The organism is Halopelagius fulvigenes, assembly GCF_042662625.1.
GTDB lineage: Archaea > Halobacteriota > Halobacteria > Halobacteriales > Haloferacaceae > Halopelagius > Halopelagius fulvigenes.
The window spans coordinates 1042779-1065139 of the sequence record NZ_JBHSXH010000015.1 but is presented as its reverse complement, the minus strand read 5'-3'; the positions used below and the strand labels follow the sequence as shown (position 1 = coordinate 1065139).

Here is a 22361-nt window from a genome sequence, read left to right as displayed (position 1 = left end):
CCCGAAAATCGGATTCTCCGCTTCCGTTTCCCGCCTCCCCCGTTACTCTCCGAGCTCGTCCAGTCGCTCCGCCACGTCGGTCCAGTGACTCCCCCGCCAGAACACCTGCCCGCAGTCGCGGCAGCGATACCGCTTCGCCTCCTCCGCGCCCGGCGCGTACGTCGGCACGGCCTCCTCGTCGCCGACGGGGACGACGTCTCCGTTGCACGACCCGCAGCGGACCGGTTCGTCGCTCAGCGTCAGGTCGTATCCGGCGTCGCGGAACTCGCGCAACTGCGCTTCGATGTCTTTGGTCCGCAGGAAGACGCTCTCTGGGGCGCGCCGCGCAAGCTGTTCGTCGCGCGTGACGAGCGTTCGGCTCTCCTCCCGAGCGCGTTCGAGGAGACTCTCGTCGCCCGGGTCCTCGCCCTCGTCGAGGACGTAGGCGGCGTCGTACCCGCACATCCGCAGGTACGTCGCCAGTTTGCCGAGCATCGAATCGAGGAGGAGGCGGTCCTCGGCGTCGGCGGGGGCCGAGTCCGATTCCTCGACCATCAGTGGAGGAACGACCGTAACTCTGGGAGGTCCCACGCGTTCAGCACGTCCGCGGGTTCGCACCACCCCCGGCGGGCGGTGTGGACGCCGTACCGCGCGTAATCGAGCGTCTCCGGCCGGTGGGCGTCGGTATCGACGGCGACGGTCGCGCCCGCCTCTATCGCCGTCTTCACGCGTTCGCCGTGCAGGTCCAATCGCGCGGGGTCGCCGTTGATTTCGAGCGCCACGTCGTGTTCGGCGGCGGCCTCCGCGACCCGCCGAACGTCGATGTCGAGGCCCGCCCGGTCGTTGATGAGGCGGCCCGTCGGGTGGCCGACGATATCGACGGACGGGTGTTCGACCGCCCGGATCAGCCGTTCGGTCGCCGCCTCGGGGTCCTGGTCGAGGGCGGCGTGCGGGGAGGCGACGACCACGTCCAACTCGGCCAACACGTCGTCGTCGGTGTGGATGTCGCCCTCCGCGCCGATGTTCGCCTCCACGCCGTGGAGGAGTTCGAGGTCCGCGTCCGCCGCCACGTCCTGCAGGGCGTCCATCTGCTCTCTGAGTTCGTCGTCGTCCAGTCCGACGCCGCCGACCATCCCCGGTCCGGTCGCGTGGTCGGTCACCGCGTAGTAGTCGTAGCCCCGTTCCTCCGCCGCGGCGACCATCTCCGCGGGCGAGTTGCGCCCGTCGGACCAGTTCGTGTGCGTGTGCAGGTCGCCGCGCAGGTCCGACCGTTCGACGAGTTCGGGCAGGTCGCCCTCCAACGCGGCCTCCACCTCGCCGGTGTCCTCGCGGAGTTCGGGCGGTATCGGGGGCATATCGAGGGCTGCGTACATCGACTCCTCCGTCTCGCCGCCGACGCGTTCGCCGACCCGTTGGCCCGCGTCGGGGTCCTCGACGTCGCTCACGTCGAAGACTCCGTACTCGTTCATCTTCAGGTCGCGCCGGATCGCGACGTTCCGCACCTTCAGGTTGTGGTTCTTGCTCCCGGTGAAGTACTGCAGGGCCGCACCGTACTCCTCGGGGACGACGACGCGGAGGTCGATTCGGACGCCGTTGGCCCGGACGCTGGCCTTCTCCGGCCCGGACTCGATGACCGTCGAGACGCCGGCCCACCCGGTGAACGTCTCCACGACGGACGCCGCGTCCTCGCTCGCGACCAACACGTCCACGTCGCCGATGGTGTCGCGCCACCGGCGGATGGAGCCCGCGACTTCCGCCTGCGCCACCGCGCCGTCGCCGCGGAGCAGTTCGAGGACGTCGTCCGCGAGGGGGCGAGCGTCGCCGATGCGCTCTCGCTCTTGGGCCTGCCGGGCGAACGCGACGTTCGAGAGGATGTTCTCCTCCGTCTTCGGGCCGAACCCCTTCACCTCGCGTATCTCGCCCGCCTCGGCGGCGGCCTCCAGTTCGTCCAGCGTGGTGATTCCGAGCGTCTCGTACAGCGTTCCGGCCGTCTTCGGCCCGACGCCTTCGACGCTCGTCAGCGCCTGGATGTCGACCGGCATCTCGTCGCGCAACTCCGCCAACTCCTCGATCTCGCCCGTCTCGAAGTACTCGACGACTTTCGTGGAGATGGCGTCGCCGACGCCCGAAATCTCCTCGACGGCCTCCTCGCCCTCGGCGGCGAGTCCCTCGATGGGGCGGTCGTGCGCGCGGATGTTGTCCGCGGCGCGGCGGTAGGCGTTCGGCTTGTACTTGACGCCTTTCGCCTCCAGTCTGTCGGCGAACTCCTCGAAGAGGGCGGCCACGTCGGCGTTTCGGCTCACAGGCGGCCACCCCGCCGCTTGCTGCTCGCGTCGTCGCGGCCCAACGCCTGCTTCAGGAAACTCATCCAGCGCTTCTTGTCCGCGGCCTCCTGCAGCTGTTCTTCCTGTTCGAGGTCCTTCGGCCGGAGCTGTTCGAGGGCGTTCAACGCCCGGTCGATGCCGATGATGCTCTCGACGAGTTCCTCGCCCTCCTCGAAGCTCACCTCGTTGTCCTCTATCTTCCGGAGGCGTTGGAGGCGTTCGCGCCGGAGGTTGCGCTTCGCCGTCTCGACTCGCTCTTTCTCCCCCGCGGGGACGGTGTCGCGGCGCTTTATCTCGAAGACGAAGTCGCGGAGTTCGACCTCTTCGCCCTGCACGTCGATCACGTCGGGGATGTCCGCGCCTATCGTCGCCGCCTCGCGATTGGCGCGTTCGAGTAGCTGCTTTCGCTCGAACTCTTTCACGGTTACTGCGCCGGAGTAGGGGGGCGCGACACTTCGCTCCTTCGCCCCCAGTCGTCCGGTTCGGAGGCGTCTTCGGCCCGCGTACCGCGGACGAGTCGGTATCGGCGACAGTCAGACGGATTCAGATTGTCGTAGCCGGCGGCAGACGTTCGGAAGTAGAAGAACCTTCTTATGCGTAACCACGGTACGGAACTCTATGGGTCTGTTCGACCGACTGCGCGGGAAGGACGAACCGCGCGTCGCCTTCATCGGAATCGACGGTGTCCCGTTTAGTCTCCTCTCCGAGAATCCCGACGAGTTCCCCAACATGGCTCGTCTCGCCGACGACGGGAGCGCCGGGGACATAGAGAGTATCGTCCCGCCCGAGTCGTCGGCCTGTTGGCCGGCGCTGACGACGGGCGTGAACCCCGGCGAAACGGGCGTGTACGGCTTCCAGGACCGGGAGAACGGCTCCTACGACACGTACGTTCCGATGGGTCGGGACGTGCAGGCGACGCGCCTCTGGGACCGCGTCACGGAGGCCGGACGGAAGGCCACCGTGATGAACGTGCCCGTGACGTTCCCGCCGCAGCGAAACGTCCAGCGCATGGTCTCGGGCTTCCTCTCGCCGAGCGTCGAGAAGGCCGCCTACCCCGACGACTTCCGCGACAAACTCGAAGAACTGGACTACATCATCGACGTGAACGCGAAGCTCGGACACCAAGACGACAAGTCCGACTTCGTCGAGAACGCCCACAAGACCATCGACAGGCGGTTCGACGCGTTCTCTCACTACATCCAACAGGACGACTGGGACCTCTTCTTCGGCGTCTTCATGACCACCGACCGGGTGAACCACTTCCTCTTCAAGGACTACGAACGCGACGGCGAGAACAAGGAGGCGTTCATGGAGTTCTACCGGAAGGTGGACGACTACCTCGGCCAGATTCGGGAGATGCTCCCCGACGACGTGACGATGGTCGTCGCCTCCGACCACGGCTTCACCTCGCTCGACTACGAGGTGCACTGCAACGCCCTGCTCGAAGAGGAGGGGTGGCTCTCCTACGAGGACGACGACCACGACCAGCTTGCCGACATCTCCGACGACACGCTGGCGTACTCGCTCATCCCCGGCCGCTTCTACATCAACCTCGAAGGCCGCGAACCGCGCGGCGCGGTTCCGGAAGCGGAGTACGAGGAACGCCGCGACGAACTGAAGGAGATGCTCGAGAACCTCGAAGGCCCGGACGGCAACAAGGTGGCCGCCCGCGTCGTCGAGAAGGAGGAGGCGTTCCGCGGCGACCACGACGACATCGCCCCGGACCTCGTCGTCGTCCCGAACAACGGATTCGACCTCAAGTCCGGCTTCAAGGGCCACGAGGAGGTGTTCGGACAGGGTCCGCGGAACGGCATGCACAGCTTCGACAACGCGTCGCTCTACATCGACGACCCGAACGCGAGCATCGGGGACGCCAACCTCTACGACATCACGCCGACGATTCTGGACCTGATGGGCGTCGACTACGGCCGCCCCGACTTCGACGGCGCGAGCCTCCTCAACCAGTAACCGACGCTCGGTTCCGCCCGACGGCCTCCGCTCCGTCGCTGTCGTTCTCCGTTTTCCGCGCCGACGCCGAAAAATAGCGGTCGTACCGGGTCCGCGACCGGAGCCCTCAGAGCAGGTCTTCGAGCTCGTCGTTCCGCCACGCGTCCGCCGGGTCTTCCTGCTTCGCCGCTTCCTCCTCGGCCTCCTTCTGGGCCTCCTTCGCGCGCGCCATGAACCTCTTCAGTCGGTCGGAGCGTTCGACGCCGCCGAGCAGGATCAGCGACGCGATTCGGTCGCTGTCGAGGGGGAAGTCGCCGCCGCGGATCTGCAGGCTGCCCGTCTCCTCTTCGAGCCATCGCCGGGCGCGCTCGACGCCCTTGCGCGGAATCTTGTCGGGGACGCCCGCGACGACGAGAAGCGCCGCATCGGCTTCGTTGGCCTCCGGGAGACTCGTCCCCGTCATGAGCGCGCGACGGGTCGTGCTCATCACGGTGTTTATGTTCCCCTCCGCGTTCTCGGCGGACTCGCCGGACGCGTATCCGAGCGCCGCGATGCCGCCGGAGCGGAGCGTGTTGATGACCTCAGAGGAGTCCACGACGCTCTCGCCGACGCCCTCGACGGCCTCGCCGGAGGCGAACAGCAACCCGACTCGCTGGGCGATTTCGCGGTTGATGGCGTCGTACCCCTCGCCGAGACTCTCGCCGGTGGCGCGGAAGGCGTCGTTGTCCACGAGGAGGAGGGAGTCGGCCTCGCGGGCGACGGTCTTCAGCGACCGGCCGGCGTTCACCTGGTACATCGCGCCCTCGTTTCGGCCGGGGAGGACGCCGAGGGCGTAGACCGGCACGTCGTAGATGCGCTTGAGTTCCTTCACGAGGACGGGCGCGCCGCCGCTTCCCGTGCCGCCGCCGAGTCCGGCGACGACGAAGATCGCCTCGGCCTCCGCGGTGATTCGACCGTCGAGGGCCGCGAGCACTTCCTGTTTGTCGGACTGCATCACTTCCGCGCCGAGTTCGTTGTCGCCGCCGACGCCGTGACCCTTCACGCGGTCCTGTCCGACGAGGACCGTCTCGAAGGGGAGTTCTCGGAGGTCGGCTTCCGCGGTGTTGACTCCGATAGCGCCGAGGACGGCCCCGAAGCCCATTCGAGAGTCGAAGTCGGCCAGTTCCCGGGTGAGCTTGCCACCCGCCTGCCCGACACCAATCAGGACGGTTTTCATACCCTTCGCTTGAGGCTGGACACCTTCAACCTTCCCACCAGTAGTTTAAGTCAGATGACGCGACCAGTCAGTCCCATGACTCCGGACTCGACGCGCGATACCGCCGAGCGGCGTACGACCGACCGACGGACGACGTCCGTCGATTTCGACGCGCTCGCCGCCCGCCTCGACGCCGTCGAACGGGCGGTGGCGGCCGACGGCGACGGCACCTCTCGGCCTGTTGACGAACCCTCTCCGGCGGGCGACGCCGGGAGAGCGACCGGCGCGCGCAGCGGCGGCGAGGACGACTCGACGGACGGGCGAGACGCCGAACTCGGGGCGCTGCGGGAGCGCGTCGAGACGCTCGAAGCCGAACTCGACGCCGTGCGCGGCCTCCTCGGCGGCGTGCGCGCGGTCGACGAGTCGGTCGAACGCAAGGCGGACGCCGCCCTCGCGGCGGTCGAACGGCTCGGATCCTCCGCGGCCGGGGAGTCGGATCTCGTCGTGGAACGCGTTCCGGTCGACGACCTCTCCGGCGCGCCGGAGGACGGCGGGACGGGAGCGGACCGAACGGACGCGGACGCGGGCGTCTCGGGGAGGGACGCGGAGACGGAGCGGTCGGACGCGCGAGGGGACGCGACGGGGGCGGAAGAGGAGGGAGACTCCCTCGCTGCGCGTCTCCGTGGGGCGCTCTGAGGTGATTCGACTGCTCCTCTCGGTGACGCTCACCGCCGCGTTCCTCGCGGCGGCGCTTCCGGCCGTCGAAGACGCCCGCGCTGACCGCGCGGCGACGAGTCTCGACGCTGACGCCGAGCGGATGGTTCGGGCCGTCGAATCGCTCGCGTACGGCGACGACCCGACGCCCTCGCTCTCGACGGCCCCGTGGCGAACGGTCCGCGTCAGCGTCCCCGCGCGTTCGTGGACCGCCGCCGGCGTTTCGTACGTCGCCGTCGGCGGCAGACCCGGTACGACGGGGTCCCGTCCGGTGCTGACGTACGCCCTCTCCGGCGGTCGGGAGACGGAGCGACGACTGTCGCTTCCGGTCCCCCTCCGGACGCTCGACGGACCGGTCGTCCTCCGGGGGCCGGGGTCGCACGCGCTCTCGTTCTCGCTCCTCTCCCGGCCCGAGGGAACCGTCGTCGTCGTTCGCCCGGCGTGAACGGGTCGGGTCGCACCGCCGGAGGTTTATATACCGAAACGGGACCAGCCACCCCATGCCAATCGACTTCGACGCCGGTCTGAACCTCGCTTCCGCCGTCGCAGCGGGAGTCGGGGCCGTTCGGTCGGGAGCGGACTCCGAAGACGACACCTGCCGGTGCGACCCGCGGTTCGAGACGCCCGCCGGGCGGGGGCGTCGGCGTCGCGCGGAGCTCGTCGTGGACGCGGACGACTGCCCCGGCGGCGGCGACCTCGCTTCGAGCCCCGACTGCCGCGCGACGGTCGTCGGCGCGTTGGCGACCCGCGACGCCGACGTCGTCCGGACCGTCGCCGACGGCGTCGGTCGGACGTACGAAGGTGCCGCGGCGGGACTCCTCCTCGCGGCGGGTCGGTTCGTCGAACGCGTCGCGTTTCACGACGAGTCGCTGGCGGCCCGCGCCCGGCGCGACCCGCTCGGCGCGGCGCGCGAGGCGGCGGGGCGGGCTGGAGCCGTCGGCCGCATCGTCGCCGAAACCGGTCTCGAAGAGGGGGCCGCGCGAGCGGCGGGGTACGACGAGGCGCTTCGACCCGCCGTGGGGCCGTCGGTCGCCCGGTCGCGGGTCACGCTTCGTCCGCCCGCCGGGGCGTCGCTTCTCGGCCGCCGCGAACTTCCGTCGGGTGCCACCGTCCGCACGTACGAGACGCCCGACGGGACGCTCTATCACCTCACGCCCGTCGCGCACGCCCTCGACCCCTCCGCGACTGCGACGCTCGAATCCGCGTACGACTGCCTCGCCCGCGGCCGAGTCGAGGGCGGTGACCGCGCGCCGGGCCGCGCCGTCCGCCGCGTCGCTGACGACGCGACGCCCGTGGAGACGCTGACGGACGTGCTCCGGCGGTACACCCGCGGGAACGGCGTCCTCGACGACCTGTTCGCCGACCCGCGCGTCACGGACGTGGTGGCGTCGGCGCCGGTCGAGGAGAACCCGGTTCGGGTCACCCTCGACGGCGAACGCGTGCGGACGAACGTCCGACTCACCGCCGACGGCGCGGCCGCCCTCGCGTCGCGATTCCGCCGCGCCAGCGGACGGGCGTTCTCGCGCGCGACGCCCGCACTCGACGCCGCGGTGACGCGTCCCGACGGGACGAAGGTGCGCGTCGCCGGCGTCACCGCGCCCGCGAGCGACGGCATCGGTTTCGCGTTCCGGGCGCACGGCGACGACGCGTGGACGCTCCCGGGACTCGTCGCGGCGGGGACGCTCCCCACAGACGCGGCGGCACTGCTCTCTCTGGCCGCCGAACGCGGGGCCGCGGCGCTCGTGGCGGGGACGCGCGGGGCGGGGAAGACGACGCTCCTCGGTTCCCTGCTCTGGGAACTCCCGGCCGCGACGCGCCTCGTCACCGTCGAGGACACGCCGGAACTGCCGGTCGAAGCGCTCAGAGAGGGCGGCCGCGACGTGCAACCGCTCACCGTCGAACTCGACGGGAGCGAGGGGTCGTTCTCGCCCGACGACGCCCTCGAGACGGCGCTCCGACTCGGCGACGGCGCTCTCGTCGTCGGCGAGGTTCGGGGCGAGGAGGCGGGGACGCTGTACGAGGCGATGCGCGTCGGCGCGCACGGCAACGCCGTCCTCGGGACGATACACGGCGACTCCGCGGCGGCCGTTCGGGAACGAGTTGTCTCCGACCTCGGCGTCGCCGAGTCGGCGTTCGGCGCGACCGACCTCGTGGTGACGTGCGCCCGCGACGGCCCTCAGAGGCGCGTCGCGAGCGTCGAGGAGGTGCGCACCGGCGCGGACGGCGTGCGGTTCGAGACGCTCTACGAGTCGGGCGCGGACGGACTCGACGCGACGGGCCTCCTCGAACGCGGCGACAGCACGCTCGCGGAGTCCCTCGCCGGGCCGACGGAAGCGTACGCCGACGTTCTCGCGGCCCTCGACGAACGGACGGCGCACCTCGGCCGCCTCGCCGAGACGGACAGGACCCGCCCGGAGGACGTCCGTACCGCCTACCGCCGACGGGAGGTGAACTGACGTGGCCGCGAGCGGCGATTCGACGGCGACGGCGGTGGCGCGGCAGTTGGCGCGCGCGTATCCGTGGCCGGTGTCCGTCGGCGACGACCTTCGGCGGTCGCTGGCGTTTCTCGGCTCCGACGCGGACGGCGAAACCGTCGTGCGGGCGGGCTACGTCGCCGCCGTTCCGATTTCGGTGTCCGTCCTCGTCGCGTCGACGCTCCTCGCCCCGGCGTCTCCGGTCGTCACGCGACTCCTCCTCGCGGTGACGGCGGGCCTCGCGGCGACGCACGCCGTCCACCGCCTCCCGGTCGGAACGGCGGCGCTCCGCCGGACGCGCGCGCTGGGCGAGACGGCCGACCTCGTGGGCCGGGCCGCCCTCCGGATGCGACTCGAACCGACGCCAGAACGGGCTGCGGCGTTCGCCACGAGAACCGGCGACGGTCCCCTCTCCGAGAGCCTTCAGTCGCACGTCCGGCGGGCGCGCGGCGCGCCGGAGTCGGCGCTGGAGTCGTTCGCCGAGGAATGGTCGCCGTGGTTCCCCGCCCTCGACCGCTCCGTCTCGCTCCTCCTCACCAGCGCCGACGCCGCCGAGGGCGAGCGGAGTCGGTCGCTGGACCGGGCGCTGGAGGCGGTTCTCGACGGGACGCACGACGAGATGGCCGACTTCGCTTCGACGGTCCGCGGGCCGACGACGGCGCTGTACGCCTTCGGCGTCCTGTTACCCCTCGCGTTGGTCGGCGTCCTCCCCGCCGCACGGGCCGCGGGGCTGACGCTCCCGACGAGCGCGTTCGTCTTCGTCTACAACGCCTTCCTGCCTCTCGTCGTCGTCGCGGCGAGCGCGTGGTTGCTCGTCCGCCGTCCCGTCGCCCTCCCGCCGCCGCGCGTCGGAGGCGACCACCCGGACGTGACCGCCGGTCCGCGCCGCGGACTCCTCGCCGGACTGGCCGGCGTCGGCGTCGGATGGGTCGGCGGCGGAGCGGTCGCCACGTGGGCGTCGCCCGTCGCCGCCGCGGGATTCGGTCTCGGCGCGTCGCTCGCGGCCCACTACTACCCGATGGCCCGCGTTCGCCGCCGCGTCCGCGACGTGGAGTCCAGATTGGACGACGCCCTGTACCTCGTCGGCCGACGCGTGGACGACGGAACCGCCGTCGAGACGGCCGTCGAAGACGCCGCCGAGGACATCGACGGCGCGACCGGCGAGATGCTGTCGGACGCCGCCGGGGTTCGGCGGCGACTCCGCGTCGGCGTTCGCGAGGCGTTTCTCGGCGAGTACGGCGCGCTCGCCGGCGTTCCGAGCCCTCGAACGCGGGGGGCCGCCGCGCTTCTCGCCGCCGCCGCGAGCGAAGGCCGGCCGGCGGGCGGCGCCGTCGTCGCCACCGCCGACCACCTCCGCGAACTCCGGCGCGTCGAACGCGAGGCGCGGCGGCAACTGTCGTCCGTGACCGGGACGCTCGCCAACACGGCGGCGTTCTTCGCTCCCCTCGTCGCGGGCGCGACGGTTGCGATGGCGGCCCGGATGGCCGAGACGGACCTCTCGCTTTCGGGCGAGGCGACGGCGCTCCCGACGGCGACGCTCGGCGTCTCGGTCGGCGCGTACGCGCTCTGTCTCGCCGGTCTGCTGACGGTACTCTCGACCGGACTCGACCGCGGACTCGACCGAACGCTCGTCGGTTACCGCGTCGGCCTCGCGCTTCTGGCGGCGACCGGAGCGTACCTCGCCGCGTTCGCCGGCGCGTCGCTTCTGTTCTGACCCCTGCGAGACTTTATATACGGACGCGGGGCCAGCGTCCCCATGCTCGACGTTCCCCTCGACTCGTGGTACGCGTGGTTCGGACTGTCGCTCGCGAGTCTCGCACTCGTCGGCGCCGTCGCGGGCCTCCCGACGACGCCGCCGCCGAACGCGGCGGACGCCGCGGAGACCGTAGACCGAGTGGCCGCCGCGGAGTACGACGCCACCGCCGAACATCCGCTGGACGCCTCTGCCATTCGAATCGGCACTCGTCGCATCTCGCTGCGAAACGACGCCGGAACCGCGCACGCGACGTTCGGATTCGGCCCCGTGACGCCCGTTCCGGTCGGCGATTCGCCGCTTCGCGCGGTCCTCCACGGCGCTCCGCCGGAGAGCGTCTTCGAGTCGAAGGCGGCGTTTCAGCAGGCCGTCGTGGACGCCCGCGTCGGCGCGGACGACGCGACGTGGCGCGACGTGGACCGCACGCTCATCGTTCGCCGCACCTCCTGGGAGGGAGTCGATGTCGTTCTCGTGGACGCGTGAGGGGAGCGAACGGGGGCAGGCGTCTCCGCTCGCCGCCCTCGCCGCGCTCTTCGCCGTCTGCACCGGCGTGAGCATCTACGTCGTCGCCCTCGGCGGCACCGTCCCCGTCGGCGACGACCGAGCGTACGCCGACCCGACGCTCCACCGCGTCTCCGAAGAACTCGCCGACGGTGGCGTCGTGGACCCGTCGGCGCTCGATACGGCGCAGTCAGTAGCGCCCGACGGACGCCGACTGAACGTCACGCTCACCGCCGGCGACCGGCGGTGGACGGCCGGTCCGACGCCGCCGCGCGCGAGGGCGACCGACGCGGCGAGTCGGACGACGAGCGTCCGCCTCGCCCCCGGGTCCGCCGTCCCCGGCCGCCTCCGCGTGGAGGTGTGGCGATGAACGCCGCCGTCGATGCCGCGGTCTGTCTCCTCCTCGTCGGCGCGGCCGTCTTCGGCGTCACCGCCGTCTCCGACCCGGTCGAAACGAGCGATGCGACGCGCACGGACGCCGCGGCGGAGACGCTCGCCACGAGTACGGCGACGGTGGAGTACGCGCTTCGACCGGGGACCGGACCCGTACGGGGCACCTCCGCCGCGTTCCCCCGCGGGAACGGCTCGGACTTCCGCCGAACGACGCACGGGACGCTCGCGGGCCTCCTCTCGCGCGCCGCCGTCGCCACCGCCGGGTTCGGGAACGGTTCACTGACTGGGTCGCGGGACGACTTCCGGCGGGCCGTCCGAGGCGCGGTCGTCGGCGCGTTCGACACGTCCTCGCTCCGTGTCGATGCGGCGTGGCGTCCCTACCCCGGTTCGACCGTCGGCGGGCGCGTCGGCGTCGGGACGAAACCGCCGGCGGCGGCGACGGTCCACGCCGCGACGCTGTCGGTTCCGAGCGGCGTCGAACCGGTTCCTTCGGCCGCGACGCAGGACTTCGAGACGCTCTCTTCGGCCGTCGCCGAGCGAACCGTCGAAGCGCTCGTTCCTTCCGAAACAACGTCGCTTGCCCTTCGCGGCGACTACCCCGTCTCGGCGCTGGCGTGGCACCGCTACGGTCGCCTCGGGCACGAACTCGGCGCCCCCGTGGAACGCGACCTCCGCGCGGAGAACACGACGGCGCTGAACCGCCGCCTCGCCGACGCTCTCGCACCTACGGTCGAGGCGGAACTGCGCGACCGGTTCGAGTCACCCGCGGCGGCGGCGGAGGCGGTCGAAGTCCACCGGGTCCGGGTCGTCGTTCGGACGTGGGAGTCCGACGGGAGGGCCGTCTGATGCGCCTCGCGGACGACAACCGCGGACGCGTTCCGTTCGCTCTCGTGGGCGTCCTCCTCCTCGTGACCAGTTCGACGTACGGCGCGTCGCTCGCGACGCGCGGACCGAGCGCCGCCGACCGGTCCGTCGACGAGTCGATGGACCGCATCGACGCCGAGACGACGACGGCGCTCCGAACCGCGGCCCGCGACGCCGCACTCGCCGCCGCCCGCGACCCCGTGACCGACAACTCGACCACCGCCGTCGGCGACGTTCTGGGAGAGAACCGGACGTTCCGCCGGTATCTCCGCCTCCGCATCTCGCTCGCCGCGGCGGAGTCGCTTCGCTCGGTCGAACACGTCCGCGGCGACGTGGTGGCGAACGCGTCGCTCCCGCGTCCGACGAACGAGTCGTCGGTCCGCGAGGCGATACGCCGGGTGTCGGTCGCGAAGGCGGCCAACGGAACCGCGCTTCGGGTCACCGTCAGGAACGTCTCGCTCTCGGCCCGACGCGACGGACGGGTGGTCGCCGAGGAGTCGGTCACGCGGACGCTCACCGTGGCCGTTCCCGTCCTCGGACTACACGACCGAACCGTCGATTACCAGCGCCGTCTCGACGCGAACCCGCTCGAAGCCCCGGGACTCGCCCGCCGGACGACGGCGGGACTTCTCGGCGTCGCGCAGGCCCGGGGGGCCGCCCAGTACGCCGGCGCGCCGATCCAGAACGTCCTCGCGAACCGGCACGTCGAACTCTCGACGAACGCCGGCCTCCTGACCGCCCAACGCGCCGCGTTCGGCCGGACCGACCCCGACGCGCGCCGTGGCGTCCGGCGGGCCACCGCCCGAACCGGACTCACGGACGTGCTGGCGCCCGTTGCGGGGAGCGACGCGGCGGCGTTCGTCGCCGACGGAGTGACCGACGCCGCGGCGCCTCCCGAGTCGGAGAATGCGACGATTCCGACCGCCGCACCGCCCTCTACGGACGAGACGCTCCGCGTGGACGTGGGCCGAACGGCCGACGAGGCGTTCGTCGGGTTCCTCCGCGGCGGCGGGGAGCGCCCGGGGTTCGAGACGGTTCGCCGCGACGGGTACCGGGTGCGGGTGGCGGTCCGAACCGACGCGACGACGGTCCACGACGGGTCCCGCCCCGCGCCGGACGCCCCCGGAGAGGGGTGGACGATGACCTCACGGGAGACGTTCCGCGAGACGCGCGTGGAGTCGGCGAACGGGACGACGACGCGTCCGCGGACCGACTCGGGCGAACGCGTCTTCGACACCGCAGTCCGGCGCGTCGCGGTCGAACGCCGCGTCGAACGGACGTGGCGGCACGCGAACCGGTCGTCCCGAACTACCGAGGCGACGTGGACCGACGTCTACCGGGTGGAGATGGCCATCGTCGCGTCGCTCACACCCGTTCCGGGGGCGGAGCGACCGGTCGAACCGCTCTTCGAACGCGGCGGCGCGGTCGGCGGACCGAACCTTCGAGAGGTACCCGCCGCCGCCGGCGATGCGTTCTCCGACCGCGGCGGTGCGGACGCCGTCGCCCGGCGCGCGGTCGGCGGCGAGGAACCGGACGTGACGACCGTCGACGGCCGACGCCCGGACGAGCTCCGCACGTGGGTGTACGACGACGTGGCGTCTCTCCGCGAACGAGTTCGGAACGTCGCCGTCGAACCACCCGCGCGGGCGGTTGCGACCGGACGCGTCAACCCCGCGGCCCAGTTAGCGAGTTCCATCAGAGAACGCCGCGCGTCGCTTGTCGCCGCCCCCGACTCGTACGACGGGGCGGCGGACCGCGTTCGCGTCGCGGCGCGGGCGGCCTACCTGAACCGACTCCTCGCGGCCCTCGACGAACGGGCGAACCGGACCGCGACCCGAAACGACGGCATCGAGGAGGCCCTCGCCTCCCGCGGCGTCGACGCCGGACGGACGAACCGCCTCGCGGCCAACCGCACGGTGCGGACGCCCGCCCGACGTGCGTACGGAAACGACTCCACGCTCGGGGGGATGACGACGTTCGTCCCCGACGGCGACCCGGCGTACCTCTCTCTGAAACCCGTCTCCGGTGACCGGGTGGACGGCGTCGAAGACGAGACCAGATACTACCCCCTCGCGGCGCGCAACACCAACGTGTTCACGCTCCCGTACGGGGACGCCTCGGACGTCGTCGTGAACGGCCTGTTCGGGTCCGGCGACTCCGTGTCGCTCCGAACCGCGGGGAAGGCGCTCACCGCCGCGAACCGGACGCTCGCGGCCATCGACGACGAGACGTTGGCGGGTCGCCGCGCCGTCCTCCAACGGAAGACCGAGGACTCGCTTCGCGCCGTTCGGTCGCGGGCCTTCGAGACGTTGGGCGCGGAGACCGACCTTCCGGCGGACGACCGGCGGCGGGCGGTCGACGCCGCGTTCGACCGGTGGGAGGGGACCGGGCGGCGCGCCGTCGCGGCGACGAACGGGTCGTTCGCAGCGGCCGTCGCCGCCGAGGTCGAACCGGCGGACGCGACGGCCCGCGACCGAGTGGAGACGGCGCTTCGCGTCGATGTCGCCGCCGCGGCGACGGAGTCCGACGTCCGCGTGCCGGAACGCGCCACCAACCGAACGGTGTCGCGGACGCGCAAACTCGGGACGAAACTCCTGAAGGACGCGGCGGCGCGCGGGACCGAACGCGCCGTCGAACGCACCGCCGAGAAGTACGCGGACGCCTCCGTCGGCGGCACGCCCGCCGGCCTCCCCCTCTCGCCGACGCTGAACCCGTGGGTGGCGACGGCGAACGTCTGGGTCGTCGAGACGCGCGGCGAGTACGCTCGCTTCGCCGTCTCGGCGGACCGCGGCGGCGAGACGCCGGTCACCTACGTCCGCGACGGGAGCGCAGTCTCCCTCGACGTGGACGGCGACGGAACCGAGGAGACGCTCGGCCGGAGCGAACGCGTCGGGTTCAACGTTCGGACGGTCGTTCCGGTGGTCGTCCCGTCGGGGGGACTCGGCGTCGGCGACAAAGACGGCGACGCGGTCGAGCGGTCGCCCGCGTGGAACGGCGCGAAACCGGGCCCGGGGTGCGAGACGCCGACGGGGCGGTGTCCGCGGGAGTGACGGCCGAAACGAGCGCGGCCCCGGCGCGAGCGTGCGCGAACAGGACAACGGTTTTGAGTGCGCGGCGGCGAGTCGGTGGTATGCTCTACGACGCGGCGGACGACCCGGCGTCGCTCTCGACAGCGGAGTTGCGAGAAGCCTACGAGGCGCAGATACGGCGCGCCGTCGAACGCGTCGGCGTCGAGACGGCGGCCGAACGCACCGGCGTCGAGGAGTCCGACGTCGCGGCCGTCGCGGACGGCCCCGCGCCGGACCTTCGCCTCGAAGACGCCGCCGAACTCGCCGCCCTCGACGGCGACGCGCCGGACGCCGAGACCATCGTCCTCGAAATCCGGGATCACCTCCTCTTGGGGATGACGACCGGCGTCCTCGACGTGGACACCATCGCCTCGAACGTAGACCTCGACCTCTCCGGGCAGGAGATTCAGCAGGCGATAGAGGGGCGTTCGGCGATGACCCTCCGCGAACTGGCGGCCATCCAGCGCTACATCGAGGAGCGTAACGACCGATAGATGGCCCGCGCCGTCGTCCTCGGGTGCGGCTACGTCGGACTCGAACTCGGTCGGCAGTTGGCGGCCGACGGCCACGAGGTGACGGGCGTCCGACGCTCCGACTCAGGTCTCTCGGCCGTCGAAGACGCGGGCCTCGACGCCCGCCGCGCCGACGTGACCGACCCCGAGAGCCTCGCCGACCTGCCGGACGCCGAGTGGGTCGTCTTCGCGGCCAGTTCGGGCGGGCGCGGCGCGGACGCCGCCCGGCGCGTCTTCGTCGAGGGACTGGAGAACGCCATCGCCGAGTACGGGTCGCGGGAGTCGCCGCCGGACCGCCTCGTCTACACCTCCTCGACCGGCGTTTACGGCGACCACGACGGCGACTGGGTGGACGAGCAGACGCCCGTCGAACCGACGACGGAGAAGACGGCGGTGCTGGCCGAGGCCGAACGCGTCGCCCGCGAGACGGCGGCGGACGCCGGCATCGACGGCACCGTCGCCCGGTTCGCCGGTCTGTACGGTCCCGACCGCTACCGCCTCGACCGATACATTGAGGGGCCGGTCACCGAGGGTTATCTCAACATGGTCCACCGCGACGACGCGGCCGGGGCGGTCGCGTTTCTGCTCTCGGAGCGTCCGGCCCGCGACGAGGTGGTCCTCGTCGCCGACGACGAACCGGCCGAGAAGTGGACGTTCGCGGACTGGTTGGCCGACGAGTGCGGCGTCCCCCGTCCGCCGAAGCGGACGAAGGAGGAACGCCTCGCCGAGGGCGACCTCTCGGAGGCGGCGAAACGCCGAATCCGGACGAGCAAGCGGTGTTCGAACGACACACTTCGGTCGCTCGGCTACGAGTTCCGGTACCCGACCTACCGGTCGGGATACCGCGACGCCGTCGAACGCTACCGGGCGGAGACCGGTGCGTAGCGGTCGAACGCCCGTCTGTGACGTCCGTCGGCCGCCGCCGCCGGAGCGAGGGAATATTCTTGACCGTGGGCTCTGAGGTAGGAGTATGGGCGTGACGGCGGCGTCGGTACCCATACAGGATACGGGGCGGGTGCTCGATGGGGTACAATCGGTGTTCGGGTCGCATCCGGGGTTAGTCGCGGCTCTCCTCGTCGGAGCGTTCGCCCTCGTGGGCGGCCTGTACGCCATGCTCTGGTTCAAGCGGCCGATGGGGACGAACTTCTTGGAGAAGCTGTCGGGGTTGGACGAGGTGGTCGTCCTCATGCACCCCAACCCCGACCCGGACGCGATGGCGGCGGCCATCGGAACCGCCTGCCTCGCGGAGCAGGTCGATACCGAGGCGTGTATCCAGTACACCGGGCAGATACGCCACCAGGAGAACCGCGCGTTCGAGACGGTGTTGGACCTCGATCTGGAGCCGATAGACCACGTGACCGACCTCGCCGCCGAGGCGGTCGTACTCGTGGACCACAACCGCCCACGGGGGTTCGCCGGGGCGGACGGCGTCCTCCCCTTCGCGGTCATCGACCACCACCCCGGCGAGGGGACGGGCGAACACTTCACCGACGTTCGGACCGACTACGGCGCGTGTTCCAGCATCGTCGCGGAGTACTTCCGCGACATCGGCGCGAAACCGGTCCCGCCGGACCGCCACGCGAGCGAAGTCGACGCCGAGTACACCATCCCCTCGAACGTCGCGACCGGGATGCTGTACGGCATCCTCACCGACACGAAGCGCCTCACGTCGGGGTGCTCGGAGGGCGACTTCGAGGCGGCGGGCTACCTCTACCCCGGCGTGGACGAGGACGCCCTCAACCGCATCGCCAACCCCGAAGTCTCGACGGAGGTGTTGGAACTGAAGGCCCGCGCCATCGCCGGACGCGACGTGCGCGGGCCGTTCGCCGTCAGCGACATCGGGACGCTCTCGAACGTGGACGCCATCCCGCAGGCGGCGGACGAACTCATCCAACTGGAGGGCGTGACGGCCGTCGTCGTCTGCGGCGAACGCGACGGCACCGTCTACCTCTCCGGTCGGTCCCGCGACGACAGGGTCCACATGGGCCGGATGCTCGAACACGCCCTCGCCGACGTGCCAGGGTCCTCGGCGGGCGGGCACGCCCGCATGGGCGGCGGCCAGATTCCGCAACGCGGCGGCACCATCCAGACCGACGGCGGGTCAGACCTCGACCGGTCGATGCTGGTCGAACGACTGTTCGACGCGCTGTCGGGCGACATCTGAGCGCGGAGACGGGGGGCGGGCGCGGAGTCGCAGAGCGTTTACCCGCACGTTACGTAGCCGACGCCATGGCGACGAAACAGGGGACGTGGGGCTACCGGGACCGGTTCGGCGACGCGTTCGGGCGGACGTACTTCCGTCGCTTCGGCCCGGGCGTCGCCTCCAGCATCGGCGTCGGAACCTACCTCGGCGACCCGACCGACGCGACCGACGACCGGTACCGCGCGGCGGTGACGGCGGCCCTCGATTCGGGCGTCAACCTCGTCGATACGGCGATAAACTACCGCTGCCAGCGGAGCGAACGCGTCGTCGGCGAGGCACTCCGCGACGCCGCCGCCGACAGGGAGGAAGTCGTCGTCGCCACCAAGGGCGGGTTCGTTCCGTTCGACGGCGAGAGGCCGGCGGACCCCGGCGCGTACGTCCGCGACGAGTTCGTCCGCACCGGTTTAGTGGACGTCTCCGACCTCGCGCGCGGAAGCCACGCCATCGCGCCCGACTTCCTCTCGTCGTGCCTCGACCGGTCGCTCTCGAACCTCGAACTCGACGGCGTGGACCTCTACTACGTCCACAACCCCGAGACGCAACTCGCCGAACGGAGCCGAGAGGACGTGTACGACCAGTTGGAGGCGGCTTTCGAGATGCTCGAACGGCGGCGCGAAGACGGCGATATCGGCGCGTACGGCGTCGCCACGTGGGACGCCTTCCGCGTCCCTCACGGCCACGACCGGTATCTCTCGCTGCCGGAAGTTGTCTCCCGGGCCGAGTCCGCCGCCGCCTCGGCGGGCGTCGAAGAGTGCGGGTTGGCGGCGATCCAACTGCCGTTCAACGTCTCGATGGCGGACGCGTTCACCGTCGAGGCGCACCGCCACCCGACCGAAGAGAAGGACGTGAGCGCACTCTGGTACGCCCACGAGGCGGGCCTCGACGTGGTGACGAGTGCGACGCTCGGACAAGGAGAGTTGGCGGGAGGGCTTCCGGCCGACGTGGACGCGGAACTGGCCGGGGACACGGCGGCGCAACGGGCGGTCAACTTCGCTCGAAGCGCACCCGGCGTCAAAACCGCCCTGGTCGGTACGGGGTCGGCCGACCACGTGGCCGAGAACGTCGCCGCCGGGACGTTCGACCCGATGGGCGCGCGGGCGTTCGACGCCGTCTTCGAGTGACTACCGGAGTTCCTTCCACTCGGTTCCGCACTCGGGGCAGATGCGAACCGAGAACACCTCGTCCGGGTCGTTCCGCTTCTTCAACGAGTCTCCGCACTCACCGCACGTGAGTCGTCCGTACGTGTCCTTCTGTAACTCCCCCGCCCGGAGCCCCTTCCGCGTCGATTTCATATCCGTCTCCGCGTTTGTAAGCGGTACATAAAAAGACCTCGGCGTTGGTACTAATTCCCATACCGGCGGCGACGCGTCGATAGCGGCCCTCTACGAGGGGTTTCCGAACACTTGAACTGTCCTGCGGAGAAGAGCGTCCGTGTCACGAGGACGGCTGTTCGGAACGCTCTGTTCTTTGGTGCTGTTGGTCAATCTGGCGCGGGTGGTGTTCGCGCCCCTCTTAGAGGAACTCATCGACGTCTTCGCCATCGGCGAGGGCACCGCGGGTCTCATCGTCACCCTCGTGTGGGTGGGAAGCGCTCTCCTGCGCATCCCGACGGGGTGGCTCCTCACGCGGGTGCCCAGACACAGGGTGGTCCTCGGAACCGGCGTCGTCCTCACCGCGGCGGCGACGTTCACCGCGTTCGCGGACTCCGTGGCAATGGTGGCCGTCGGCGCGCTCCTCATGGGACTGGCCTCCGGGGCGTACTTCGTCTCGGCGAATCCGCTCGTGAGCGAACTCTACTCCGAACGCGTCGGGCGCGCGATGGGCATCCACGGCATGTCGAGCCAGCTCGCCGCCGTCCTCGCCGCGCCGTTCGTCACGCTGGTCCTCGCCGTCTTCGTGAACTGGCGCGCCACGTTCGTCTGCATCGGCGTCGCCGCGTTCGTCGTCACCCTCGTGCTCTACCGGACGGCCGAGCGGACGGACCTGCCCGAGGCGGGCGCGGAGGACAGAGACCTGTTCGGGGCGGCCCGGTCGGAGTGGCGCGTCGTCCTCGTCGGGGTGGTCATCATCGGCTGTACCGGGTTCGTCTGGCAGGGGCTGTTCAACTTCTACGAACTGTACATGGTGACGAAGGGGTTGGAGAGTTCGACGGCGAAGAACATGCTCACCGTCGTCTTCGCCGCGGGCGTCCCGGCGTTCTTCGTCTCCGGCCGCCTCGCCGACAGGCTCCCGCGCGTCCCGTACCTCCTCTCTATCCTCGTCGCGTTCGTCGCGGGCGTCCTCCTCCTCACGCGGACGGCGGGGTTGATTCCGCTCCTCCTCGTCACGGCGTTCGTCGGCTACACCGTCCACAGCCTCTTCCCGGCGCTCGATACGTACATGCTGGAGACACTCCCGGACGAGAACCGCTCGTCGGCGTACGCGGTGTACTCCGGCTGTATGATGGTCATACAGGCCGGCGGTTCGTGGGCCGTCGGCGCGCTTCGGGAAGGGGAGGCGGCCTACGGGTTCGTCGCCGCCGCGGCGTCGCGCGTTCCCCTCCTCCCCGCGCTTCCAGCGGGGGGACTCGGCTACGACGTCATCTTCTCGACGTTCGCGCTCGGCCTCGCGGTGGTCGTCGGAACGCTCGTCGGCCTCCAACGCGCCGGGAGACTCCCGCAGTAACCCGGTACGGCCGGACGGTTCGCGTCTCCTCGCCTTTTTTGGTCCGTCACTTCTCACCTCCGCTCGATGGAGTACGTTCAGGAGCGGGTGACGACGCTGCACGACCTGACGGGGCCGGTTCCCGACGCCCCGACGGACCGGACGGCCGTCGTCGTGCCGATGACCGAACGCGAGTACGCCGGACTCGCGGCCGAACGCGTGCTGGCGGAACTCGAACGCGTCGAACCGGCGCGGGTCGTCGTCCCCCTCCGCGCGCCCGCCGAGAAGGTGGGTCGGTTCCGGGACTGGCTGACGGAGTTCGACCTCCCGATGGAGGTGCTGTGGTGCGACGGTCCGCGGGTTGAGGCGGCCCTCGCGGAGCGCGGACTCGACGGGCCGCGGGGGAAGGGCCGCGACGTCTGGTTGGCGCTGGGGCGGGCCGCCGCGGAGAAGTTCGTCGTCGTCCACGACGCCGACACGAAGACGTACGACCGGTCGTACATCGCCCGCCTGTTGTTCCCCCTCGCGCAGGGGTACGACTTCTCGAAGGGGTACTACGCCCGCGTCGAGGACGGCCGACTGTACGGTCGGCTGTTCCGACTGTTCTACGTCCCGTTGGTGCGGACGCTCGCCGACGCGCACGCCGCCCCGTTCCTCCGCTACCTCGACTCGTTCCGGTACGCGCTGGCGGGCGAGTTCGCCGCGACGAGCGACGTGGCCCGGCGGATTCGCGCGCCGCGTTCGTGGGGGCTTGAGGTCGGAACGCTCGGCGACGCGTTCGACGCCGCCGGGTTCGACGGCACGGCGCAGGTCGATCTGGGCGCGTACGAACACGACCACCGCGCCGTCGGCGGACCGACCGGCCTCTCGGACATGAGTCGGTCGGTCGGCGAGACGCTCCTGCGGTGCGTCGCGGAGCGGGGGGTGACGCCCGACTTCGCCACGCTCCCGGCCCGCTACCGGGAGACGGCGCGCGAACTCATCGACCAGTACGCCGCCGACGCGGCGCTCAACGGCCTCCGGTTCGACCGCGAGGGCGAACGGGAGCAGGTGGACGTGTACGCCGACGCCGTCCGCGAACCGGGGCCGGCGGACGACCGCCTGCCCGCGTGGGCGGAGACGGAGTTAGACCCCGATTCGGTCGCCGAGCGCGCCCGCGCGGACATCCGGGAGGTGGCGCAGTGACCGAGAGCGAGGCGCTCTACGACGACCTCGCGGGCATCGTCGATCTGTTCGGCGCGCTCACCCGCACGGAACTCGAACGGTCGCTCGACGAACTCGCGTTCAAGCAGGGGCGGGACGCCGACGCCGACGCCCTCGCGAACGCCGTGGACGGCGCGATTCGGAACTACTACCTCGTCGCGTTGGACGGCGAGTCCACCGACGACGCCGACGCTGACGCGGGTACGGAGTCGGAACTGCTCGCGGTCGGTCCGGTCGCGTTCCCCTCCCTCCCGCCGAACGCCGAGGACCTCCCGCACATCCTCGACGTTCCGAACCGAGACGTCGGCCGGGAGACGGTCGCCGCGGCGGCGGCGGACCGACTGCGGGCGGAGGCGTCCGAGGCGGTGGCCGAGGCCGACGACGCGCCCGACGAGGCGACGCGCGACCGACTCCGGACGCTCCTCGACGTGACGTACGACGTGGAGGCGTGGGCGGGCGAGGCGGCGGCCGTCGGCGACGTGCGGGCGGAACTCGACGCCGCGTTGGACGGGTGAGCGGAGGAACGCGGGGCGAATCGGACGCGGCGGTCCCGGAGGGCTAAGGCTATAGGGTTTCGCCCGTTGGAAC

At 71.2% G+C, this 22361-nt stretch carries 21 protein-coding genes; 16 read left to right on the top strand and 5 right to left on the bottom strand.

Annotation, left to right across the window (positions count from 1 at the left end):
* Positions 1-42 precede the first annotated feature (42 nt).
* Genes ACFQEV_RS15600 through ACFQEV_RS15590 form a run of 3 tightly spaced genes read right to left on the bottom strand, consistent with a single transcriptional unit; the run spans position 43 to position 2725 of the window.
* A complete protein-coding gene (locus ACFQEV_RS15600) occupies positions 43-534 on the bottom strand; it encodes a Mut7-C RNAse domain-containing protein (protein ID WP_379697978.1) in 492 nt (163 codons plus the stop codon).
* On the bottom strand, positions 534-2282 hold the full coding sequence (polX, locus tag ACFQEV_RS15595; protein ID WP_379697975.1) for a DNA polymerase/3'-5' exonuclease PolX: 1749 nt from the start codon (positions 2280-2282) through the stop codon (positions 534-536). The genes ACFQEV_RS15600 and polX overlap by 1 nt, the downstream gene beginning before the upstream one ends.
* Positions 2279-2725 carry a DUF5788 family protein gene (locus tag ACFQEV_RS15590; protein WP_379697972.1) on the bottom strand — a complete coding sequence of 149 codons (447 nt, stop codon included), beginning with the start codon at positions 2723-2725 and terminating at the stop codon, positions 2279-2281. The genes polX and ACFQEV_RS15590 overlap by 4 nt, the downstream gene beginning before the upstream one ends.
* A 196-nt stretch (positions 2726-2921) precedes the next feature.
* Between ACFQEV_RS15590 and ACFQEV_RS15585 the strand changes: the two genes are divergently transcribed.
* Positions 2922-4271 carry an alkaline phosphatase family protein gene (locus tag ACFQEV_RS15585; protein WP_379697969.1) on the top strand — a complete coding sequence of 450 codons (1350 nt, stop codon included), beginning with the start codon at positions 2922-2924 and terminating at the stop codon, positions 4269-4271.
* Positions 4272-4377: 106 nt separating this feature from the next.
* On the opposite strand, the gene ACFQEV_RS15580 is transcribed toward ACFQEV_RS15585, so the two are convergent.
* On the bottom strand, positions 4378-5466 hold the full coding sequence (locus ACFQEV_RS15580; RefSeq protein WP_379697966.1) for a tubulin/FtsZ family protein: 1089 nt from the start codon (positions 5464-5466) through the stop codon (positions 4378-4380).
* 75 nt (positions 5467-5541) lie between these two features.
* On the opposite strand from ACFQEV_RS15580, the gene ACFQEV_RS15575 reads away from it, so the two are divergent.
* The 12 genes from ACFQEV_RS15575 (at position 5542) to ACFQEV_RS15520 (ending at position 19048) form a co-directional block, all read left to right on the top strand.
* Positions 5542-6141 carry a DUF7310 family coiled-coil domain-containing protein gene (locus tag ACFQEV_RS15575; protein ID WP_379697963.1) on the top strand — a complete coding sequence of 200 codons (600 nt, stop codon included), beginning with the start codon at positions 5542-5544 and terminating at the stop codon, positions 6139-6141.
* 1 nt (position 6142) lies between these two features.
* Entirely contained in the window at positions 6143-6604 is a 462-nt protein-coding gene (locus ACFQEV_RS15570; RefSeq protein ID WP_379697961.1) for a DUF7311 family protein, read from the top strand.
* 55 nt (positions 6605-6659) lie between these two features.
* Positions 6660-8615: an ATPase, T2SS/T4P/T4SS family gene (locus tag ACFQEV_RS15565; RefSeq protein ID WP_379697959.1), complete on the top strand. Its 1956-nt coding sequence runs from the start codon at positions 6660-6662 to the stop codon at positions 8613-8615.
* A gap of 1 nt (position 8616) precedes the next feature.
* On the top strand, positions 8617-10347 hold the full coding sequence (locus tag ACFQEV_RS15560; protein ID WP_379697956.1) for a type II secretion system protein: 1731 nt from the start codon (positions 8617-8619) through the stop codon (positions 10345-10347).
* A 42-nt stretch (positions 10348-10389) separates the two neighbouring features.
* The gene (locus ACFQEV_RS15555) at positions 10390-10869 is read left to right on the top strand and encodes a DUF7283 family protein (RefSeq protein WP_379697953.1); all 480 of its coding nucleotides are present in this window, start codon (positions 10390-10392) and stop codon (positions 10867-10869) included.
* Positions 10847-11257: a DUF7285 family protein gene (locus tag ACFQEV_RS15550; RefSeq protein WP_379697951.1), complete on the top strand. Its 411-nt coding sequence runs from the start codon at positions 10847-10849 to the stop codon at positions 11255-11257. Before ACFQEV_RS15555 ends, ACFQEV_RS15550 begins: the two co-directional genes overlap by 23 nt.
* Positions 11254-12126 (top strand): DUF7284 family protein, encoded by an 873-nt coding sequence (locus ACFQEV_RS15545; RefSeq protein WP_379697949.1) that lies wholly within the window; start codon positions 11254-11256, stop codon positions 12124-12126. The genes ACFQEV_RS15550 and ACFQEV_RS15545 overlap by 4 nt, the downstream gene beginning before the upstream one ends.
* Positions 12126-15194 carry a DUF7286 family protein gene (locus tag ACFQEV_RS15540; protein WP_379697946.1) on the top strand — a complete coding sequence of 1023 codons (3069 nt, stop codon included), beginning with the start codon at positions 12126-12128 and terminating at the stop codon, positions 15192-15194. Before ACFQEV_RS15545 ends, ACFQEV_RS15540 begins: the two co-directional genes overlap by 1 nt.
* Before the next feature lie 80 nt (positions 15195-15274).
* Positions 15275-15706: a DUF5791 family protein gene (locus ACFQEV_RS15535; RefSeq protein WP_379697944.1), complete on the top strand. Its 432-nt coding sequence runs from the start codon at positions 15275-15277 to the stop codon at positions 15704-15706.
* Positions 15707-16609, top strand: a complete 903-nt coding sequence (locus tag ACFQEV_RS15530; RefSeq protein WP_379697941.1) for an SDR family oxidoreductase — start codon at positions 15707-15709, stop codon at positions 16607-16609.
* A gap of 85 nt (positions 16610-16694) precedes the next feature.
* On the top strand, positions 16695-17888 hold the full coding sequence (locus ACFQEV_RS15525) for a DHH family phosphoesterase (protein WP_379697938.1): 1194 nt from the start codon (positions 16695-16697) through the stop codon (positions 17886-17888).
* A 65-nt stretch (positions 17889-17953) separates the two neighbouring features.
* Positions 17954-19048: an aldo/keto reductase gene (locus tag ACFQEV_RS15520; protein ID WP_379697936.1), complete on the top strand. Its 1095-nt coding sequence runs from the start codon at positions 17954-17956 to the stop codon at positions 19046-19048.
* Here the strand turns inward: ACFQEV_RS15520 and ACFQEV_RS15515 are convergent, their stop codons facing one another.
* Positions 19049-19219 (bottom strand): HVO_0758 family zinc finger protein, encoded by a 171-nt coding sequence (locus ACFQEV_RS15515; RefSeq protein ID WP_379697933.1) that lies wholly within the window; start codon positions 19217-19219, stop codon positions 19049-19051.
* Positions 19220-19394: 175 nt separating this feature from the next.
* Between ACFQEV_RS15515 and ACFQEV_RS15510 the strand changes: the two genes are divergently transcribed.
* From ACFQEV_RS15510 to ACFQEV_RS15500, 3 genes are all read left to right on the top strand, one after another.
* Positions 19395-20591: an MFS transporter gene (locus ACFQEV_RS15510; protein ID WP_379699900.1), complete on the top strand. Its 1197-nt coding sequence runs from the start codon at positions 19395-19397 to the stop codon at positions 20589-20591.
* 66 nt (positions 20592-20657) lie between these two features.
* Positions 20658-21755, top strand: coding sequence for a glycosyltransferase family protein (locus tag ACFQEV_RS15505; protein WP_379697931.1), 1098 nt, complete (start codon positions 20658-20660; stop codon positions 21753-21755).
* The gene (locus tag ACFQEV_RS15500; RefSeq protein ID WP_379697929.1) at positions 21752-22288 is read left to right on the top strand and encodes a DUF7109 family protein; all 537 of its coding nucleotides are present in this window, start codon (positions 21752-21754) and stop codon (positions 22286-22288) included. The genes ACFQEV_RS15505 and ACFQEV_RS15500 overlap by 4 nt, the downstream gene beginning before the upstream one ends.
* Positions 22289-22361 lie beyond the last annotated feature (73 nt).

Excerpts from the sequence above, each read along its gene's own strand:
- ACFQEV_RS15600 (WP_379697978.1), bottom strand. The coding sequence starts at position 534 with ATGGTCGAGGAATCGGACTCGGCCCCCGCCGACGCCGAGGACCGCCTC.
- ACFQEV_RS15585 (WP_379697969.1), top strand. The coding sequence starts at position 2,922 with ATGGGTCTGTTCGACCGACTGCGCGGGAAGGACGAACCGCGCGTCGCC.
- ACFQEV_RS15580 (WP_379697966.1), bottom strand. The coding sequence starts at position 5,466 with ATGAAAACCGTCCTGATTGGTGTCGGGCAGGCGGGTGGCAAGCTCACC.
- ACFQEV_RS15575 (WP_379697963.1), top strand. The coding sequence starts at position 5,542 with ATGACTCCGGACTCGACGCGCGATACCGCCGAGCGGCGTACGACCGAC.
- ACFQEV_RS15565 (WP_379697959.1), top strand. The coding sequence starts at position 6,660 with ATGCCAATCGACTTCGACGCCGGTCTGAACCTCGCTTCCGCCGTCGCA.
- ACFQEV_RS15555 (WP_379697953.1), top strand. The coding sequence starts at position 10,390 with ATGCTCGACGTTCCCCTCGACTCGTGGTACGCGTGGTTCGGACTGTCG.
- ACFQEV_RS15550 (WP_379697951.1), top strand. The coding sequence starts at position 10,847 with ATGTCGTTCTCGTGGACGCGTGAGGGGAGCGAACGGGGGCAGGCGTCT.
- ACFQEV_RS15545 (WP_379697949.1), top strand. The coding sequence starts at position 11,254 with ATGAACGCCGCCGTCGATGCCGCGGTCTGTCTCCTCCTCGTCGGCGCG.
- ACFQEV_RS15540 (WP_379697946.1), top strand. The coding sequence starts at position 12,126 with ATGCGCCTCGCGGACGACAACCGCGGACGCGTTCCGTTCGCTCTCGTG.
- ACFQEV_RS15535 (WP_379697944.1), top strand. The coding sequence starts at position 15,275 with ATGCTCTACGACGCGGCGGACGACCCGGCGTCGCTCTCGACAGCGGAG.
- ACFQEV_RS15530 (WP_379697941.1), top strand. The coding sequence starts at position 15,707 with ATGGCCCGCGCCGTCGTCCTCGGGTGCGGCTACGTCGGACTCGAACTC.
- ACFQEV_RS15525 (WP_379697938.1), top strand. The coding sequence starts at position 16,695 with ATGGGCGTGACGGCGGCGTCGGTACCCATACAGGATACGGGGCGGGTG.
- ACFQEV_RS15520 (WP_379697936.1), top strand. The coding sequence starts at position 17,954 with ATGGCGACGAAACAGGGGACGTGGGGCTACCGGGACCGGTTCGGCGAC.
- ACFQEV_RS15515 (WP_379697933.1), bottom strand. The coding sequence starts at position 19,219 with ATGAAATCGACGCGGAAGGGGCTCCGGGCGGGGGAGTTACAGAAGGAC.
- ACFQEV_RS15505 (WP_379697931.1), top strand. The coding sequence starts at position 20,658 with ATGGAGTACGTTCAGGAGCGGGTGACGACGCTGCACGACCTGACGGGG.